The organism is Mesorhizobium qingshengii (assembly GCF_900103325.1).
Taxonomy (GTDB): Bacteria; Pseudomonadota; Alphaproteobacteria; order Rhizobiales; family Rhizobiaceae; genus Mesorhizobium; species Mesorhizobium qingshengii.
Genome location: NZ_FMXM01000004.1, coordinates 210,707 through 226,459, shown reverse-complemented (window position 1 = coordinate 226,459; position 15,753 = coordinate 210,707). Strand labels below are relative to the sequence as shown.

The 15,753-nt window shown below is 62.2% G+C and carries 17 protein-coding genes; 5 read left to right on the top strand and 12 right to left on the bottom strand.

All coding sequences use genetic code 11. The annotated features are described in order from the left end of the window. Positions 1 to 4: 4 nt before the first annotated feature. The 11 genes from BLS48_RS07910 to BLS48_RS07860 all read right to left on the bottom strand — a co-directional run bounded on the left by BLS48_RS07910 (position 5) and on the right by BLS48_RS07860 (position 9,067). Entirely contained in the window at positions 5 to 1,258 is a 1,254-nt protein-coding gene (locus BLS48_RS07910; RefSeq protein WP_091576538.1) for a sarcosine oxidase subunit beta family protein, read from the bottom strand. An 88-nt stretch (positions 1,259 to 1,346) separates the two neighbouring features. After that, positions 1,347 to 2,654, bottom strand: a complete 1,308-nt coding sequence (gene glnT / locus BLS48_RS07905) for a type III glutamate--ammonia ligase (RefSeq protein ID WP_091576536.1) — start codon at positions 2,652 to 2,654, stop codon at positions 1,347 to 1,349. Positions 2,655 to 2,694: 40 nt separating this feature from the next. Next, positions 2,695 to 4,023, bottom strand: a complete 1,329-nt coding sequence (locus tag BLS48_RS07900) for an FMN-binding glutamate synthase family protein (RefSeq protein WP_091576535.1) — start codon at positions 4,021 to 4,023, stop codon at positions 2,695 to 2,697. Between the two features lie 6 nt (positions 4,024 to 4,029). Continuing rightward, complete coding sequence (locus BLS48_RS07895; protein ID WP_091576533.1) at positions 4,030 to 4,755, bottom strand: GltB/FmdC/FwdC-like GXGXG domain-containing protein; 726 nt, start codon at positions 4,753 to 4,755, stop codon at positions 4,030 to 4,032. 4 nt (positions 4,756 to 4,759) lie between these two features. Further along, positions 4,760 to 5,656, bottom strand: coding sequence for a class II glutamine amidotransferase (locus BLS48_RS07890; RefSeq protein ID WP_091576532.1), 897 nt, complete (start codon positions 5,654 to 5,656; stop codon positions 4,760 to 4,762). A gap of 85 nt (positions 5,657 to 5,741) precedes the next feature. Further along, positions 5,742 to 6,071, bottom strand: coding sequence for a hypothetical protein (locus BLS48_RS07885; RefSeq protein ID WP_091576530.1), 330 nt, complete (start codon positions 6,069 to 6,071; stop codon positions 5,742 to 5,744). Then, positions 6,068 to 6,757 (bottom strand): hypothetical protein, encoded by a 690-nt coding sequence (locus BLS48_RS07880; RefSeq protein WP_167364993.1) that lies wholly within the window; start codon positions 6,755 to 6,757, stop codon positions 6,068 to 6,070. The genes BLS48_RS07885 and BLS48_RS07880 overlap by 4 nt, the downstream gene beginning before the upstream one ends. A gap of 45 nt (positions 6,758 to 6,802) precedes the next feature. Beyond that, positions 6,803 to 8,197, bottom strand: coding sequence for an APC family permease (locus tag BLS48_RS07875; protein WP_091576529.1), 1,395 nt, complete (start codon positions 8,195 to 8,197; stop codon positions 6,803 to 6,805). 14 nt (positions 8,198 to 8,211) lie between these two features. Next, positions 8,212 to 8,373 carry a hypothetical protein gene (locus BLS48_RS07870; RefSeq protein WP_081294059.1) on the bottom strand — a complete coding sequence of 54 codons (162 nt, stop codon included), beginning with the start codon at positions 8,371 to 8,373 and terminating at the stop codon, positions 8,212 to 8,214. 16 nt (positions 8,374 to 8,389) lie between these two features. Beyond that, entirely contained in the window at positions 8,390 to 8,767 is a 378-nt protein-coding gene (locus BLS48_RS07865; protein ID WP_091576527.1) for a hypothetical protein, read from the bottom strand. A 12-nt stretch (positions 8,768 to 8,779) separates the two neighbouring features. Then, positions 8,780 to 9,067 carry a hypothetical protein gene (locus tag BLS48_RS07860; protein WP_091576525.1) on the bottom strand — a complete coding sequence of 96 codons (288 nt, stop codon included), beginning with the start codon at positions 9,065 to 9,067 and terminating at the stop codon, positions 8,780 to 8,782. Positions 9,068 to 9,352: 285 nt separating this feature from the next. On the opposite strand from BLS48_RS07860, the gene BLS48_RS07855 reads away from it, so the two are divergent. Genes BLS48_RS07855 through BLS48_RS07840 form a run of 4 tightly spaced genes read left to right on the top strand, consistent with a single transcriptional unit; the run spans position 9,353 to position 13,136 of the window. Next, the gene (locus tag BLS48_RS07855; protein ID WP_091576524.1) at positions 9,353 to 10,486 is read left to right on the top strand and encodes an aminomethyl transferase family protein; all 1,134 of its coding nucleotides are present in this window, start codon (positions 9,353 to 9,355) and stop codon (positions 10,484 to 10,486) included. Positions 10,487 to 10,527: 41 nt separating this feature from the next. Continuing rightward, positions 10,528 to 11,124: a dimethylamine monooxygenase subunit DmmA family protein gene (locus BLS48_RS07850; RefSeq protein WP_091576522.1), complete on the top strand. Its 597-nt coding sequence runs from the start codon at positions 10,528 to 10,530 to the stop codon at positions 11,122 to 11,124. Further along, a complete protein-coding gene (locus BLS48_RS07845) occupies positions 11,121 to 12,086 on the top strand; it encodes a PDR/VanB family oxidoreductase (protein ID WP_091576520.1) in 966 nt (321 codons plus the stop codon). The genes BLS48_RS07850 and BLS48_RS07845 overlap by 4 nt, the downstream gene beginning before the upstream one ends. Before the next feature lie 9 nt (positions 12,087 to 12,095). Beyond that, a complete protein-coding gene (locus BLS48_RS07840; RefSeq protein ID WP_091576518.1) occupies positions 12,096 to 13,136 on the top strand; it encodes a heme-dependent oxidative N-demethylase family protein in 1,041 nt (346 codons plus the stop codon). A gap of 274 nt (positions 13,137 to 13,410) precedes the next feature. Here BLS48_RS07840 and BLS48_RS07835 read toward each other — a convergent pair whose 3' ends face one another. After that, positions 13,411 to 14,136, bottom strand: coding sequence for a helix-turn-helix domain-containing protein (locus BLS48_RS07835; protein WP_091576517.1), 726 nt, complete (start codon positions 14,134 to 14,136; stop codon positions 13,411 to 13,413). A 258-nt stretch (positions 14,137 to 14,394) separates the two neighbouring features. Between BLS48_RS07835 and BLS48_RS07830 the strand changes: the two genes are divergently transcribed. After that, entirely contained in the window at positions 14,395 to 15,753 is a 1,359-nt protein-coding gene (locus tag BLS48_RS07830; RefSeq protein WP_091576515.1) for an NAD(P)-binding domain-containing protein, read from the top strand.

The following is a 15,753-nucleotide window of genomic DNA, read 5'->3' as shown; positions in this document are numbered from 1 at the left end:
GTCCTCAGTGCAGGTTCGGTTGGGCGCCCTGGCCCTTTTCGTCGATCATCGCACCGCGCCGGAAGCGGTCGAGGCGGAACTTTGCGGCCTCTTCGTGCGGCGTGTCGCGGGCCAGCAGATGGGCAAAGACGAAGCCCGATCCCGGCGTCGCCTTGAAGCCGCCATAGCACCAGCCGGCATTGAGATAGAGCCCGTCCACCGGGCTCTTGTCGATGATCGGCGAGCCGTCCATCGACATGTCCATTATGCCGCCCCATTGGCGCAGCAGACGCACGCGGCCGATCATCGGCATCAGCGCCATGCCGCCCTCGCATACGTCTTCCATCACCGGCATGTTGCCGCGCTGGGCGTAGGAATTGTAGCCATCGATGTCGCCGCCGAAGACCAGCCCGCCCTTGTCCGACTGGCTGACATAGAAATGGCCGGCGCCGAAGGTCATGACGTTGGGCAGCAGCGGCTTGATGGCCTCGGAGACGAAGGCCTGCAGCACATGGCTTTCGATCGGCAGGCGCAAGCCTGCCATCGCCGCGACGCGCGAGGAACTGCCGGCAACCGCCATGCCGACCTTGCCGGCGCCGATCTTGCCGCGCGAAGTCTCGACCCCGGTCACCTTGCCATTGGCGTCGCGCACGAAGCCCGTGACCTCGCAGTTCTGGATGATGTCGACGCCGAGCGCGCTCGCCGCATGGGCATAGCCCCAGACCACGGCGTCGTGCCGTGCCGTGCCGCCGCGCCGCTGCAAGAGCCCGCCTTGCACCGGAAAGCGCGCATTGTCGAAGTTCAGGAACGGCATCATCTTCTTGACCGCGGTGAGGTCGAGCAGTTCGGCGTCGATGCCGTTGATGCGCATCGTGTTGCCGCGCCGCGCATAGGCGTCGCGCTGCGCGTCGGAGTGATAGAGATTGACGACGCCGCGCTGGCTGACCATCGCGTTGTAGTTGAGGTCCTGCTCCATCCGCTCCCACAGCTTCATCGACAATTCGTAGAAGCCGGTGTTGCCGGGCAGGCCGTAGTTGGAGCGGATGATGGTGGTGTTGCGGCCGGCATTGCCGGAACCGATCCAGCCTTTTTCCAGTACGGCGACATTCTTGATGCCGTATTCGCTGGCCAGGAACCAGGCGGTGGCCAGGCCATGGCCGCCACCGCCGATGATCACCACGTCATAGTGGTCCTTTGGCGTGGCATCGCGCCAGGTGCGTTGCCAGTTCTTGTGACCGGAAAGCGCGGCGCGGGCGAGCGAGAAGATCGAGTATTTCATACGTTCATTCCGAGGTCGCTCGCACCGCGCTGGATTCCTGATGCATCGGATCACCCGAAAACCGCTTCACACTTTTCGGTCCGATGCTCTAGATATCCAGCGTGTGGTCGCGCTCCCATTGCGTGAAGTGCGAAGCATAGGAATTCCATTCCTGGTGCTTCAGCTTTAGGTAGGCCGACGAGAATTCCTCACCCAGCGCCGCCTTGAGCGATTTGTCCTTGTCGAACTCGCGCAAGGCGTCGAGCAGGTTGAGCGGCAGCTTCGGCGCGCCTTTCACGGTATGACCGTGCTGGTACATGTCGATGTCGTAACGCTTGCCGGGGTCGGCCTTCGAGCGGATGCCGTCGAGGCCGGCGGCGATGATGACCGCCTGCAGCAGATAGGGGTTGGCCGCGCCGTCGGGCAGGCGCAGTTCGAAACGGCCGGGACCGGGCACGCGCACCATGTGGGTGCGGTTGTTGCCGGTCCAGGTCACCGTGTTCGGCGCCCAGGTCGCGCCCGAAATGGTGCGCGGCGCGTTGATGCGCTTGTAGGAGTTGACCGTCGGGTTGGTGATCGCGGCGAGCGCGGACGCATGCTTCATGATGCCGCCGAGGAAGTTCTTGCCCTTTGCAGAGAGGCCGAGCTCCATCGAATTGTCGGCGAAGACATTGGTCTTGCCGGCCTTGTCCCACACCGAGATGTGGGCATGGCAACCATTGCCGGTTAGGCCCTGGAACGGTTTTGGCATGAAGGTGGCGCGCAGGCCATGCTTCTCCGCGATCGACTTGACCATGAACTTGAAGAAGGAGTGCTTATCGGCGGTGGCGAGCGCATCGTCGAAGGCCCAGTTCATCTCGAACTGACCGTTGGCATCCTCGTGGTCGTTCTGGTAGGCGCCCCAGCCGAGCGCCAGCATGTGGTCGCAGATCTCTGCGATGACGTCGTAGCGGCGCATCACCGCTTGCTGGTCATAGCAAGGCTTCGACGCGGTGTCGTATTCGTCGGAGATCGTCTTGCCGTCGGGCGAGATCAGGAAGAACTCGGCCTCGACGCCGGTCTTCACATGCATGCCGTCACTCGCCGCTTCGGCGATGAGCCGCTTCAGCGTGTTGCGCGGCGCCTGGTCGACCTCCTTGTCGTCCATGATGCAGTTGGCGGCGACCCAGGCGACATCGGGCTTCCATGGCAGCTGGATAACCGAAGCCGGGTCCGGCACCGCCAGCATATCCGGGTGTGCTGGCGTGAGATCCAGCCAGGTGGCGAAACCGGCAAAGCCGGCGCCGTCCTTCTGCATGTCGGCGATCGCCTGCGCCGGCACCAGCTTGGCACGCTGGCCACCGAACAGGTCGGTGTATGAAATCATGAAATACTTGACGCCGTTCTCTTTGGCGAATGCGGCGAGATCGTTCCCCATTATAGTTCCTCGCTTATGGTATTTTTGGTGGTCTGATGTCTTAGAAGCCGTTCTTCCCCGGTATCCAGTTGGTGCCGGCCAGCGGCACGCCGGCCATGGCGGCCGCCTCGATCGTCAGGGCGACGAGATCCTCGGGTTCGAGATTGTGCAGGCTGTTCTTGCCGCAGGCACGCGCGATGGTTTGTGCCTCAAGCGTCATCACCTTGAGATAGTTCGCCAGCCGGCGTCCGGCGGCCACCGGATCGATCCGCTTCATCAGTTCGGGGTCCTGCGTCGTGATGCCGGCCGGGTCGCGCCCCTCGTGCCAGTCGTCATAGGCGCCGGCGGTGGTGCCGAGCTCGTTGTACTCCGCCTCCCAGCGCGGGTCGTTGTCGCCAAGTGCGACAAGGGCGGCTGTGCCGATCGACACGGCATCGACGCCCAGCGCCAGCGCCTTGGCGACATCGGCGCCGTTGCGGATGCCGCCGGAGACGATCAGCTGCACCTTGCGGTGCATGCCGAGATCCTGCAGCGCCTGCACCGCCGGCCTGATACAGGCGAGCGTCGGCTGGCCGACATTCTCGATGAACACTTCCTGCGTGGCGGCCGTGCCGCCCTGCATGCCGTCGACGACGACGACATCGGCGCCGGCCTTCACCGCAAGCGCTGTATCGTAATAAGGACGCGCGCCGCCGACCTTGACGTAGATCGGCTTTTCCCAGTCAGTGATTTCGCGCAGTTCGAGGATCTTGATCTCGAGATCGTCGGGGCCGGTCCAGTCGGGGTGGCGTGAGGCCGAGCGCTGGTCGATGCCTTTCGGCAGCGTGCGCATCTCGGCGACGCGGTCGGAGATCTTCTGGCCGAGCAGCATGCCGCCGCCACCGGGCTTGGCGCCCTGGCCGACAACGACCTCGATGGCGTCGGCCCGGCGCAGGTCGCGCGGGTTCATGCCGTAGCGGGATGGCAGGTACTGATAGACCAGCGTCTTGGAATGGCCGCGCTCTTCCTCGGTCATGCCGCCATCGCCCGTGGTGGTCGAGGTGCCGGCCAGCGTCGCGCCTCGGCCGAGGGCTTCTTTCGCCGGGCCGGACAATGAGCCAAAGCTCATCCCGGCGATGGTGATCGGGATCTTCAGTTCGATCGGCTTCTTGGCGTGGCGGGAGCCCAGCACGACGCTGGTGTCGCAGCGCTCGCGATAGCCTTCGAGCGGATAGCGCGAGATCGAGGCGCCGAGGAACAGAAGGTCGTCGAAATGCGGTAGCTTGCGTTTGGCGCCGCCGCCACGGATGTCATAGATGCCGGTTGCCGCGGCGCGGCGGATTTCGGAAAGCGTGTAGTCGTCGAAGGTCGCGGATTTGCGCGGCGTCGTCGGCGGATTCTTGTAGGTCATGCTGCCTCAATACGCGTCGGCGTTGTCGATATTGAAATTGTAGAGCGTGCGCGCGGAGCCGTAGCGCTTGAATTCCGTCGGCTTGATGCCAGTCACACCGGCGCGGTCGAGCAGGCCCTGCAGCAATTCCAGATGTTCGGGCCGCATCTCCTTGGCGATGCAGTCGGCGCCGAGGCTGTCGACCTTGCCGCGCACGAAAAGCCGCGCCTCGTATATGGAATCGCCCAGCGCATCGCCGGCGTCACCCAGCACCACCAGATTGCCGGACTGCGCCATGAAGGCCGACATGTGGCCGATATTGCCGCGCACGACGATGTCGATGCCCTTCATCGAAATGCCGCAGCGCGACGACGCGTTGCCTTCGATGACCAGCAGGCCACCCTTGCCGGTGGCGCCGGCATACTGGCTGGCATCGCCCTTGATGATGATCGAGCCCGACATCATGTTCTCGCCGACGCCGGGTCCGGCCGAGCCGTGTACTGTGATCGTGGCGCCGTCATTCATGCCGCCACAGTAATAGCCGACGCTGCCGCGCACATCGATGGTAACAGGCTGATCGACGCCGACGGCGACCGAATGATTGCCCTTCGGGTTCAGCACTTCCCATGCCGTTTCATTCGAGCCGGGCGTCAGATTGTGCAGCGCCTGGTTGAGCTCGCGCAGCGACATGACGTCGAGGTCGAAGACGCGCGCGTGGCTTTGGTCGCGCGTTGCCTTGGAGGTTGCCGCCATGAACTCAATGCTCCCAGAAATAGACGGTTGCGGGCTCCGGTTCCCAGACCCTCGCATTGTCTATGCCGGGCAGTTTGGTCAGCGCGCGATACTCCGAGCCGAAGGCGACATACTGGTCGGTCTCGGCCATGACGGCGGGCTTGCAGGCGATTGGATCGCGCACGACGCCGAAGCCGTTCTTGGTGCCGACAACGAAGGTGAAGAAGCCGTCGAGGTCGGAGAGCGTGCCTTCCAGCGCTTCGCCGAGGTTCTTGCCATGCGCCATCTGCGAGGAGAGATAGGCGGCGGCGACTTCGGTGTCGTTCTCGGTCTCGAATTTCATGCCTTCGCGAACCAACTCGCGGCGGACATTGTTGTGGTTGGACAGCGAGCCATTGTGCACCAGGCACTGGTCGGCGCCGGTCGAGAACGGATGCGCGCCCATCGTCGTCACCGCCGATTCCGTTGCCATGCGGGTATGGCCGATGCCATGCGTGCCAGTCATGCTGCGGACATCGAAACGGTCGACCACCGCCTCCGGCAGGCCGACTTCCTTGTAGATTTCAACAACGTCGCCGGCGCCCATGATGCGGATGTCCGGACGAAGTGCCTGGATGGCTTCGCGCGCTTCGTCGATCTTGGCGGGCGTGGTTCTGACCACGGCGTGGGTCGATTTCACCGCGATGCTCACCGGCGTTCCGATGGCCTTGGCGAGTTCGGTGTCGAGTCCGCGGAAATCGCGCTCCGGCTTGGCCGACTGGATGGTGATCTTGGCTTCATTCCCGGACGGGGCGCCATAGATGGCGATGCCGGCGCTGTCCGGGCCGCGATCGCTGAGCGAGATCAGCATTTCCGACAGCATCGAGCCGAGTTGGGGCTCAAGCGACTTGTCCTTCAAAAACAGTCCGACGATTCCACACATGTCAGCCTCCCGGCGTTTGTAGCTAGAAGATGATGTATCGAATGAGTCCCATAAATTCAATCGTATGAAAAAAATATTCCTCTAGTTACGTATGCGGCGCAATGCCGCCATGCCCACTATCGCTACCCTCGCGGGCATTGTGAACCCATTGGGCATGGCGGATGCGGGCCAACTTGTAGGCATCGAGGACCGACAGCGCATAGATCAGGAAGCCACCCGCATGGCGGCCGACGAAGCTGGCATCCGGCGGGGCGATCTTGGCCGTCACCCATGCCAGGATCACCATGAAGAAAAGAAACTGCAAGCCTCGCACCGGCACCCCGAGAATGACGTGTCCGCTAGCCGGCAGGACGATTGCCGCGCCGAGTACCAGATAGGGGTTTGGGGGCGCGGGTGCGGCGGCTGAATTGGTCATGCGGCTTGCCGTTCGTTTCTGTTGATGGCGTCGCGAAGCGTCGACGCTGATTCCAGCAGTCTCTCGATCAGCACCGGGTCCAGCGTGGCGTCGCCAAATTGGGCTTGCCGGAAGACGCCGTAGCGCGCGCGTTCGGCCTCCGCCAGCAGCCAGACGATGCGCACGCCGTTCGGAGTGATCAGCAGTTCCTTGGCGCGCCCTTCGGAAAAGATCCCCAGGTGATCGGCGATGATCTCCTGCGGGAAGCGAACGCCTTTGCGATCCGTCCGCACCACGGCCTCGGCCGGCAATGCCGAACTCTTTGGCAGCGTATGGTCGAGATGATCGAAATTGGAGAAGGTCGTTGGCGAACCCGGCCGCATCATCATGTCGAACGTGGCTGGCACCGCCACCTTTTCGGTGATCGAGACGCTTAGCCAGCGCGCCGGAAGTTTTCTCGTCGCCAGCGTGTCGACGATGGTGCGTACCTGGACGCGCCGGCCATTCCATGATCCTTCCCAGGTGATGACACCGGCGGTGCCGTCCGAGACATCGGCTGCGTCGGCAATGGCGGTGCGGATGTTGGCTTGCTCGACAGCGAGCGCCACTGACGCCTTGTTGCGGCTGGCGCGCACCAGCCAGGCAAGGTGAAGGGCGAGAGCCAGGGCAATTGCCCCGGCAAGCAGTGCTGACGTCACCTCGGACATTTCGTCATGCCAGGCCCGCCCAGGATCTGGACGGACCTTCTCCCATCAATAGCCCTGCGGTTTCGGCCACGGCATGGTGAACTGGTCGCCGCGCCGCACGAATTTGTAGCGGTAGAAATGGAACCACAGCGAGATCAGGAAATAGAAGGCGACCATGGCGATCAGCTGCGAACCGAAGCCTAGGAAGATCGCGAAGAAGGTCACCACGCACAGGCAGAACAGCACGATCGCCGGTAGCGGATGGAAGGGGTGCGTGTAGCCGCGGCGGATCGAGCCGAGCGGCCACTTCTTCCTGAACATGATGATGTTGATGCTCATGAACGTATATTGCAGCACGCCCGACAGGATCGAGAAGGTGATCGCCTGGTTGAGGTCGGCGATGAAGGCGAAGGCAAGCGCGATCGGCAGAAGGAACAGGATCGACCGATAGGGCGTGCGATATTTCGGGTGCACCGCCGAGAACCAGCTCGGCAGATAGCGGTCGCGGCCGAGCGAGAACCAGGCCCGCGCCGCGTCGTTGATGCACCCATTGGCCGATGCAAGTGCTGCCAGCAGCGTGGCGACGAACAAGAGGTTCTCGAGCAGCGGGCTGCCGGTCAGCTTGCCCGCGTCCCACAGCGGATAGTAGGTGATGCCGAGATATTCCCATGGCATCAGCGAGGCGCAGACATACCAGGTCATGGCGGCGGCGATCAAAAGCGTGATCATGCCGGCCATGGTGCCGTAAGGCAGGGAGCGCGCTGGCGAGCGCACTTCCTCGGCCGCCTGCGTGGTGCCTTCGATGCCGAGATAATACCAGATGCCGAACTGGAAGGCGGCGATGACGCCGATCCAGCCATAGGGCAGGGCGTTGCCCGGAGTGACCAGTTCATTGAGCTTCAGCACCGCGCCCTGCGTCCACGGGCTGACCGAGAAGAACAGGATGACGATCGAGATATAGGCGATCGCGGTGATGACGAAGTTGACGTTGAGCGTCATCAGAACGCCGCGATAGTTGAGCCACGCCAGCACCACGATGGTGGCGGCGATGAAGGAATTGTGAGTGAGCCCTTCGACGCCGGCCTTGGCGACAATGGTGTCGCCGAGCAGGATGGCATCGGACACTTCGAGCATGGTGTATGCGAAGACCAGGAACAGCGCGACGTTGAAAGCCATCAGCGGTCCGACAATGTGCTTGGCCTGCGCGTATTGGCCGCCGGCGGCGGCGACAGTCGATGTCACCTCGGAATCGATCATGGCGACCGAGGTATAGAGCAGCCCGACGATCCAGCAGACGATCAGCGCCGCCAGCGCGCCGCCCTTGTCGGCGGCAAAATTCCAGCCGGTGAACTCGCCGACCAGGACGATGCCGACGCCGAGCGCCCAGACATGGGCTGGGCCAAGCACGCGCAGCAGTGAAACCCTGTCTCCGTGGATTGTCGGTTCAAGCGTGATCGTCATTGTTCAATCCCCACTCAGATCCGGTGTTTTTCGGAAACGGCTTCAAGCTCGCCTTCGCGTGAGGAAGTCAGGACATCCTCGGTGTAGGTGGTATCCACCTTGAACCAGTCGTAGAGCATCCACAGCGCGAGCACGATCGATATGCCCCAGCATGCGTAAGAGAGTGCCACCCACATGATGCGTCCCCCGGATTTACTTATCGTCGAACTTTTCGTTGATGACGTCGCGATATTCGCGGTCGGATGCGCGAAACAGGAACACGAAATAGCCGATCAGCACCGCCGCCATGATGATCAGCGTCGGCCAGTCGATCACATAATGGAAACGGTTCTGGATGATGTCGTGCGCGGTCTCGGGCGTGTAGCCGAGCTTTTCCCAGATCGAAGCCATGGTCGGATTCTGGCCAAGCGCTTCCCAGGTCTTGGCGTCGAGCGCATCGATGGACTTTGCCGCCCCTGCCAGGCCCAGCTTCAGCGGCAGCCACAGCGCCACGAATATGGCGACGACCACGACAACAATATCGAAGATCTGCCCGGTCTTGCTCTGCTCCGGCGGCGTGTAGCGGGACATGCTTTCTACCCCTCAGGACTTGCGGTTGCGGAAGGCGTCGGCGTTCTTGATATCGAGCCCGTAGATGAAGTCCTTGTCTTCCTTGTAGTGCCTGACCATCGCCAGGATGGCCGCCGTGTTGAAGATCAGCACGGCGGCGGCGGCGATCGCCACCACGAGCTTGATCCCGGCGTCCGGTATGTATGGCCAGGTCATCAGCAGGACGAAGAGGATCGTCGCCCACAGGCAGATGATCAGCAGCGCGGATCCGCGCAGGTCGGAACGGTACAGCGCCTCGATGCGCTGCTGCAGGTCTGACATCGGTTTTCCCCTTTTTGCCGACGTCCGGTTCCGAATTCACCGTCCGCCGCCCTCTTTCAAGAGAGTGAAATTTTTTTCATAGATTCAGACCGAATTCGCCAATTGTCAAGGCGAATTTACACTGAGTTAACCGTTTGGTTCGGCGGTCGATTTTGCCTGACAATGAAATTATTTGCTTGCAGGGGATTGCGGGCCTCCTGCGTTTACGATCAATATTCGATCAAAGCTCCGGCCCGTGTGCAAAGGAGCAGGGAACAGCAGGATTTTTGGACGGAGGACTAGCGGATGACGGCATCCTGGAGATTCTCGACCCTGGCGGATCGCCATCGCGCGCTTGGTTCGAAGCTCGAAGACTGGAGCGGCATGGGAACCGCCTGGACCTATGACAAGGATGCCGACGAGGAGTACATCGCCATCCGCACCAAGGCCGGGCTGATGGATGTGTCGGGTCTCAAGAAGGTCCACATCACCGGGCCGCACGCCTCGCATCTCATCGACCTCGCCACCACGCGCGACGTGGAAAAGATATACCCGGGCAAGTCGGCCTATGCCTGCATGCTGAACGAGGCGGGGAAATTCACCGACGACTGCATCCTCTACCGCACCGGCCCGAACGCCTGGATGGTCGTGCATGGTTCGGGCACCGGCCATGAGGAATTGCAGAGGGCGTCCGTCGGGCGTGACGTCTCGCTGCGCTTCGACGACAATCTGCATGACCTGTCGCTGCAGGGGCCGACATCAGTCGACTATCTCGCCAAGCATGTGCCAGGCATTCGCGATCTCAATTATTTCCACCACATGCAGACGCAGTTGTTCGGCTTGCCCGTGATGATCTCGCGCACCGGCTACACCGGCGAGCGCGGCTACGAGATCTTCTGCCGTGGCCAGGATGCCGGTACCATCTGGGACAGGATCCTCGACGAGGGCAAGAGCGCCGGCATCATTCCGTGCCGCTTCACCACGCTCGATATGCTGCGCGTCGAAAGCTACCTCTTGTTCTACCCCTACGACAATTCCCAAAAATACCCGTTCGAGAATGAAGGCCCCGGCGACACGCTGTGGGAACTCGGCCTCGACTTCACCGTCAGCCCCGGCAAGACCGGCTTCCGTGGCGCCGAGGAGCACTATCGCCTGAAAGGCAAGGAGCGCTTCAAGATCTATGGCGTCCTGCTCGACGGCAAGGAGCCGGCCGACGAGGGCGCGCCCGTCTATCGCGACGGCAGACAAGTCGGCGTGGTGACTTGCGCCATGTATTCGCCGCTGATCAAGAAATCGATGGGCATCGCCCGCCTCGACGTCGATTGCGCGGTCAAGGACACCAAGCTGGAAATCCGCAACAGGAGCGGCGCCATCAAGGCGACAGCGCAGCCGCTTCCCTTCGATGATCCCAAGAAGACCAAGCGCACGGCGAAAGGTTGAGGCATAGTCGACAGCGAGGGGTTCGAGGCACGAAGACTTAAATGGCAGCCAAAAGCATCATCAGCCGGCCCGTTTACGGAACCTTGTCTCCGCAACCCGGCAAGCACCATCTTTTCATCGCCGATGCCGAGGGTGCGCTCGCTATATCGGACATGGCCGGGAGAGCCCCAGCCGGGTTTTTCGACGGTGCCGAAATCGACTTCATTCCAGGGCCCGACGGCAAGCACGTCGCCGCCCTCGAAGCGCTGAAGCCGGCGCAGTTTCATCAGGCGCCGTCCTTCGCCAGCCTGTTGCCCCGGTTGAAGCAAACGCTGGCCAACGCGCATATGGGCTTGCGTCTCTACCTTGCCGGCACCGAAGGCCTGATCGGCCAGGCCATGCAGGTGGCACTCGAAGCCGGCATCGACCACACCTCGATCCAGACCGAGCATCGCGGCTCGCTGGCGCGGCGCATGCAGTGCGTCCACTGCAAGGGCATCACCGAGAATGTGACGACGCAGCCGGCGACCTGCGCGCATTGCGGCCTGCTGCTTCTGGTGCGCGATCACTATTCCCGGCGCATCGCCGCCTTCCAGGGTGTGTGCATCAACGCCGAGGATCGCAGCGAAATCCCTCCGATGGAGGAGATCTTCCGATGAGCACCGGCACCACCAAGCTCGATGTCATCGTCAGCGATGTCGTCCCGGTCAACGAACTGGTCACCCGCTTCCACTTCCGCCGGCGCGACGGGCAGCTCTTGCCGACTTTTTCCGGCGGGGCCCATGTCGTGGTCGAGATGCGCGATGGCGAGCGCACCCGGCTCAATCCCTATTCGCTGATGGGCTCGCCGCTCGACACGCGCGAATACACGATCTCGGTGCGGCGCGACGATGTCGGCCGCGGCGGTTCGCTGTTCATGCACAGGAGCGTCAGGCCCGGCCTGGAGATGGTGATCAGCTATCCTGTCAACCTGTTCTCGCTCGACCTGCGCGCCAGGAAGCACCTGATGCTGGCGGGCGGCATCGGTATCACGCCGTTCATGGCGCAGACCGCGCAGCTGGCGGCGGAAGGCGGCAATTTCGAACTGCACTACACTTGCCGCACTGCTTCGCTCGGCACCTATGCCGATGTGCTGCGGGAGCGCTACGACCGGCGCATCAGGCTCTACCATGACGACCGCGACGAGCGCATCGAGCTCGACCGGCTGCTGTCGACACAACCGCTCGGCACGCATCTCTATGTTTGCGGCCCCTCAGGCATGATCGGCTGGGTGCGCGACCGCGCCGCCGCGCTGGGCTGGCCGTCGGAGACCGTGCATTTCGAGCATTTCGCGGCACCGCAGCCTGGACTGCCGTTCGACGTGACGCTGGCGGTCAGCGGCAAGACGATCAGGGTCGATGAGCAACAGAGCCTCCTGGAAGCTATCGAGGCGGCCGGCGTCGATCCGCCCTATCTCTGCCGTGGCGGCGTCTGCGGCCAGTGCGAAACCAATGTCGTCTCCTATGACGGCAAGTTCATCCACAACGACCACTGGCTGAGCGAGGAAGACCACCGCTCCGGCTGCAAGATCATGCCGTGCGTGTCGCGCTTCGAGGGCCGGTCGCTGGTGCTGGAGCGGTAGGAGGAAATCATGGGCATCACCTTTCGCAAGGAAACGTTCCGCGACGACTTCACCTTCAAGAACAGCCCGGAGCATATCAGGCGGTTTCCTTTCCCCTTCCACGAAGACGCGTACATGTATGCGGTCAACATCGAGCCGCATGTCGTCGGACCGAAGGGCAGCGTGCTGGAAAACCTGATCGACGTCGACGAGCACTATGTCGCCGAGATGCAGGACCGTGCTTTGGTGCTTGCCGAAGATCCGCTGCGCTGCCAGTCGCTGCCGCACATGACGCTCGCCGGCTGGGACCTGCTCGAGCTTTTGATGGAACAGCAGGCGCTGGGCTATCCCGAGCATTTCACGCTGTCCCGCGACGGCGACCGCTGGCGCTGGATCAACCGGCCGCTCGGCATCGACGACACCTTCACCTTCGGCGACACCTCGACGCTGCCTTACGGGCCGATGGAATACATCACCCGGCAGAGCCAGGGCGATTTCTGCATCCTCGACCAGCGCGACGGCAATCTGTGGATGGATGCCGGCATGGTCACCACGCAAGCCGACTGGTCGCTCGATTTCGACATCGGCATGAACTTCTTCGAATGGCACGCCCCGGTGCCGCTGGCACATGAGAAGGGGATTTTCGTCAGGGCGCTGAAGTTCCTCACCAACATCCAGCAAGGCAAGCCGGCGCGGCGCCTGAACTGGACGATGACCATCAATCCACGCCTCGACACCAGCCCCGAGAATTACCACAAATGGGGTCCGGACCGCACCACGGTCACGCCCGAGAACGTCGGCGACAAGGTGCATCTGCGCGTCGAGCTGCAGAGTTTCTGGCGGCTGCCGCGCTCAAATGGCATCGTCTTCCCGATCCGCTGCTACCTGATCAAGATGGATGAACTGGTGACGCAGCCGAAATGGGCAAGGCGCCTGCATCGCGTCATCCGCGACCTGCCGGACGAACTCGCCAACTACAAGGGCCTGACGCGCTACCGCCCGACACTGGTCGAGTGGCTGTCGAAGCTGGATGATGGCAGCCCGACCAGCCCGGGGTTTGGACCGGATTGAAGCTGCCGATCTCCCCCCTCGTGGGTCCACAAGGGGGGAGACTTCCGTTGGCGCTGACATCGACAGATTGCCAACGTTTTGACGCCGAGTAACAGCGCGCGGCAGCATTCCCTCCCCCTTGTGGGGAGGGTTAGGGTGGGAGTCTATCTTCGTAAGAATCCATATGCGATCGCCCAGCCCCTTGTGGGGAGGGGTTAGGGGTGGGGGCAAATCGTAGAGCGAAAGCCCCGGCCTCCTATGCGATTGCCCTTCCCACGAGGGGGAGATTGGCAACTCAGCCCGCGCTGTTCTGAGGATAGCAGATGATCGAGAGATAGCGCATCGGCAGTCGTGTCAGTTGTTCGGGCCCATGCGGCGCATCGGCGTCGAAGAACAGGCTGTCGCCGGGCTTCATCGGGTAGAGGTTGCTGCCATGCCGGTAAACGACCTCGCCCTCCAGCATGTAGAGGAACTCCATGCCCTCGTGCTGGAAGGTCGGAAACACATCGGAATCCTCGGTCAGCGTGATCAGATAGGGCTCGACGACGACGCCACTGGTGTTCGAACCGATATGGCCGAGCAGATTGTACTGGTGGCCGGCACGCGTGCCGCGACGCTCGACATCGAGACCTTCGCCGGCCTTGACGAAGACGGCGCTCCGTTCCTCCTCGAAGCGGCGGAAGAAGGCGGTGACCGGAACGCCGAGCGCCCGCGACAGCGCCTGCAAGGTGGTCAGCGACGGCGAGGTGATGCCGTTCTCGATCTTCGACAGCATGCCCAGCGAAATGTCGGTCGCGACCGCAAGGTCGGCGACGGTGATGCCGAGCTTCTTGCGGAACGCCCGCACCTCGCGGCCAATCGCCACCTCAAGCACTTTCTCGCGGGTGTCGCGGATGGCGTGCGGGTTCTGCGTCAGCGGTGTTCGGATGGTCTTGCCATCCACCGAGACCTTTGGCAGCGGCTTTGCCTTTGCACCGGCAGGGTTGGCGCCAGCCTTGGGATCGGAAGTTTTTTTCGCCATGTCGCCACCCCGGACTTTGAAGATTTATTTCACCCGAGGTGAACATATTCGGTGCCGATACAGGAGCGCAACTGCGACGGCAAGCCGCTTGGGGGCGCATGCTCGTGATCCTGCGTTTGGCCGCGTTCGATTTCTGCGGCAAATCCGCCTTGGCGGAACGCTGTTTCAGCACGCAGGCTGTTGACAGCACGCAAGGGCCAATTACTGTCCTGTGAGTGAAATTTGTTTCGTTAGGGAAATGAGACCGGGAGGCCTGCAATGAAAAGTCGCGTTGCCGTCATCGGAGCCGGACCGTCCGGCCTGGCACAGCTCAGAGCCTTCAAGTCGGCGGCGGACAAGGGCGCCGAGATTCCCGAGATCGTTTGCTTCGAAAAGCAGTCCGACTGGGGGGGGCTGTGGAACTACACCTGGCGCACCGGCCTCGACGAGCATGGCGACCCGGTGCACGGCTCGATGTACCGCTACCTCTGGTCGAACGGGCCAAAGGAATGCCTGGAATTCGCCGACTACACTTTCGAGGAGCATTTCGGCCGGCCAATCGGTTCTTATCCGCCACGGTCCGTGCTGTGGGATTACATCAAGGGCCGCGTCGAAAAGTCGGGCGTGCGCAAATGGGTGCGCTTCAACAGCCCGGTGCGCATGGTGACGTTTTCGGACGAGACGAAGAAATTCACCGTCACCGCGCATGACCGCACCAACGACGTGACCTATTCGGAAGAGTTCGACAATGTCGTCGTCGCTTCCGGGCACTTCTCGGTGCCCAACGTTCCCTATTTCGAAGGTTTTTCCACTTTCAACGGCCGCATCCTGCACAGCCATGATTTCCGCGACGCGATGGAGTTCAAGGGCAAGGACATATTGATCATCGGCCGCTCCTATTCGGCCGAGGACATCGGTTCGCAGTGCTACAAATATGGCGCCAAATCGATCACCTCCAGCTACCGCTCGAAGCCGATGGGCTTCAAATGGCCGGAGAATTGGAAAGAGGTGCCGCTGCTGCAGAAGGTCGTCGGCAAGACGGCCCACTTCAAGGACGGCACCACCAAGGATGTCGACGCCATCATCCTATGCACCGGCTACCTGCATTCCTTCCCCTTCCTCACTGACGATCTGAAACTCAAGACCGCGAACCGCATGTGGCCGCTGGACCTCTATGAGGGCGTCGTCTGGGAGAAGAATCCGAAGCTGTTCTATATCGGCATGCAGGACCAGTTCTACACTTTCAACATGTTCGACGCGCAGGCCTGGTACGCGCGCGACGTCATCATGGGCCGCATCAAGCTACCGTCCGCCAAGGCGATGGCCGAGCACAGCGCCAAGTGGCGCGCGCGCGAGGAGACGCTGGAAGACGCCGAGCAGATGATCTGGTTCCAGGGCGACTACACCAAGGAATTGATGGACCAGACCGACTACCCTGGTTTCGATGTCGAAGCGGTCAACCGGACCTTCATGGAGTGGGAGCACCACAAGGCGGAGAACATCATGGGCTTCCGCGACAATGCCTACCGCTCGCTGATGACCGGAACGATGGCGCCGCTGCACCACACGCCGTGGCTGCAGGCACTGGACGATTCGATGGAGTCTTATCTCGAGGTCAAGGGGGTGGCGGCGGAATAG

What these genes read in the sequence shown, in the direction of transcription:
- BLS48_RS07865 (WP_091576527.1), bottom strand. Translation starts at nt 8,767, where the DNA reads ATGTCCCGCTACACGCCGCCGGAGCAGAGCAAGACCGGGCAGATCTTC.
- BLS48_RS07860 (WP_091576525.1), bottom strand. Translation starts at nt 9,067, where the DNA reads ATGTCAGACCTGCAGCAGCGCATCGAGGCGCTGTACCGTTCCGACCTG.
- BLS48_RS07895 (WP_091576533.1), bottom strand. Translation starts at nt 4,755, where the DNA reads ATGGCGGCAACCTCCAAGGCAACGCGCGACCAAAGCCACGCGCGCGTC.
- BLS48_RS07885 (WP_091576530.1), bottom strand. Translation starts at nt 6,071, where the DNA reads ATGACCAATTCAGCCGCCGCACCCGCGCCCCCAAACCCCTATCTGGTA.
- BLS48_RS07910 (WP_091576538.1), bottom strand. Translation starts at nt 1,258, where the DNA reads ATGAAATACTCGATCTTCTCGCTCGCCCGCGCCGCGCTTTCCGGTCAC.
- BLS48_RS07880 (WP_167364993.1), bottom strand. Translation starts at nt 6,757, where the DNA reads ATGTCCGAGGTGACGTCAGCACTGCTTGCCGGGGCAATTGCCCTGGCT.
- BLS48_RS07855 (WP_091576524.1), top strand. Translation starts at nt 9,353, where the DNA reads ATGACGGCATCCTGGAGATTCTCGACCCTGGCGGATCGCCATCGCGCG.
- BLS48_RS07900 (WP_091576535.1), bottom strand. Translation starts at nt 4,023, where the DNA reads ATGACCTACAAGAATCCGCCGACGACGCCGCGCAAATCCGCGACCTTC.
- BLS48_RS07850 (WP_091576522.1), top strand. Translation starts at nt 10,528, where the DNA reads ATGGCAGCCAAAAGCATCATCAGCCGGCCCGTTTACGGAACCTTGTCT.
- BLS48_RS07835 (WP_091576517.1), bottom strand. Translation starts at nt 14,136, where the DNA reads ATGGCGAAAAAAACTTCCGATCCCAAGGCTGGCGCCAACCCTGCCGGT.
- BLS48_RS07870 (WP_081294059.1), bottom strand. Translation starts at nt 8,373, where the DNA reads ATGTGGGTGGCACTCTCTTACGCATGCTGGGGCATATCGATCGTGCTC.
- BLS48_RS07840 (WP_091576518.1), top strand. Translation starts at nt 12,096, where the DNA reads ATGGGCATCACCTTTCGCAAGGAAACGTTCCGCGACGACTTCACCTTC.
- glnT (WP_091576536.1), bottom strand. Translation starts at nt 2,654, where the DNA reads ATGGGGAACGATCTCGCCGCATTCGCCAAAGAGAACGGCGTCAAGTAT.
- BLS48_RS07875 (WP_091576529.1), bottom strand. Translation starts at nt 8,197, where the DNA reads ATGACGATCACGCTTGAACCGACAATCCACGGAGACAGGGTTTCACTG.
- BLS48_RS07845 (WP_091576520.1), top strand. Translation starts at nt 11,121, where the DNA reads ATGAGCACCGGCACCACCAAGCTCGATGTCATCGTCAGCGATGTCGTC.
- BLS48_RS07890 (WP_091576532.1), bottom strand. Translation starts at nt 5,656, where the DNA reads ATGTGTGGAATCGTCGGACTGTTTTTGAAGGACAAGTCGCTTGAGCCC.
- BLS48_RS07830 (WP_091576515.1), top strand. Translation starts at nt 14,395, where the DNA reads ATGAAAAGTCGCGTTGCCGTCATCGGAGCCGGACCGTCCGGCCTGGCA.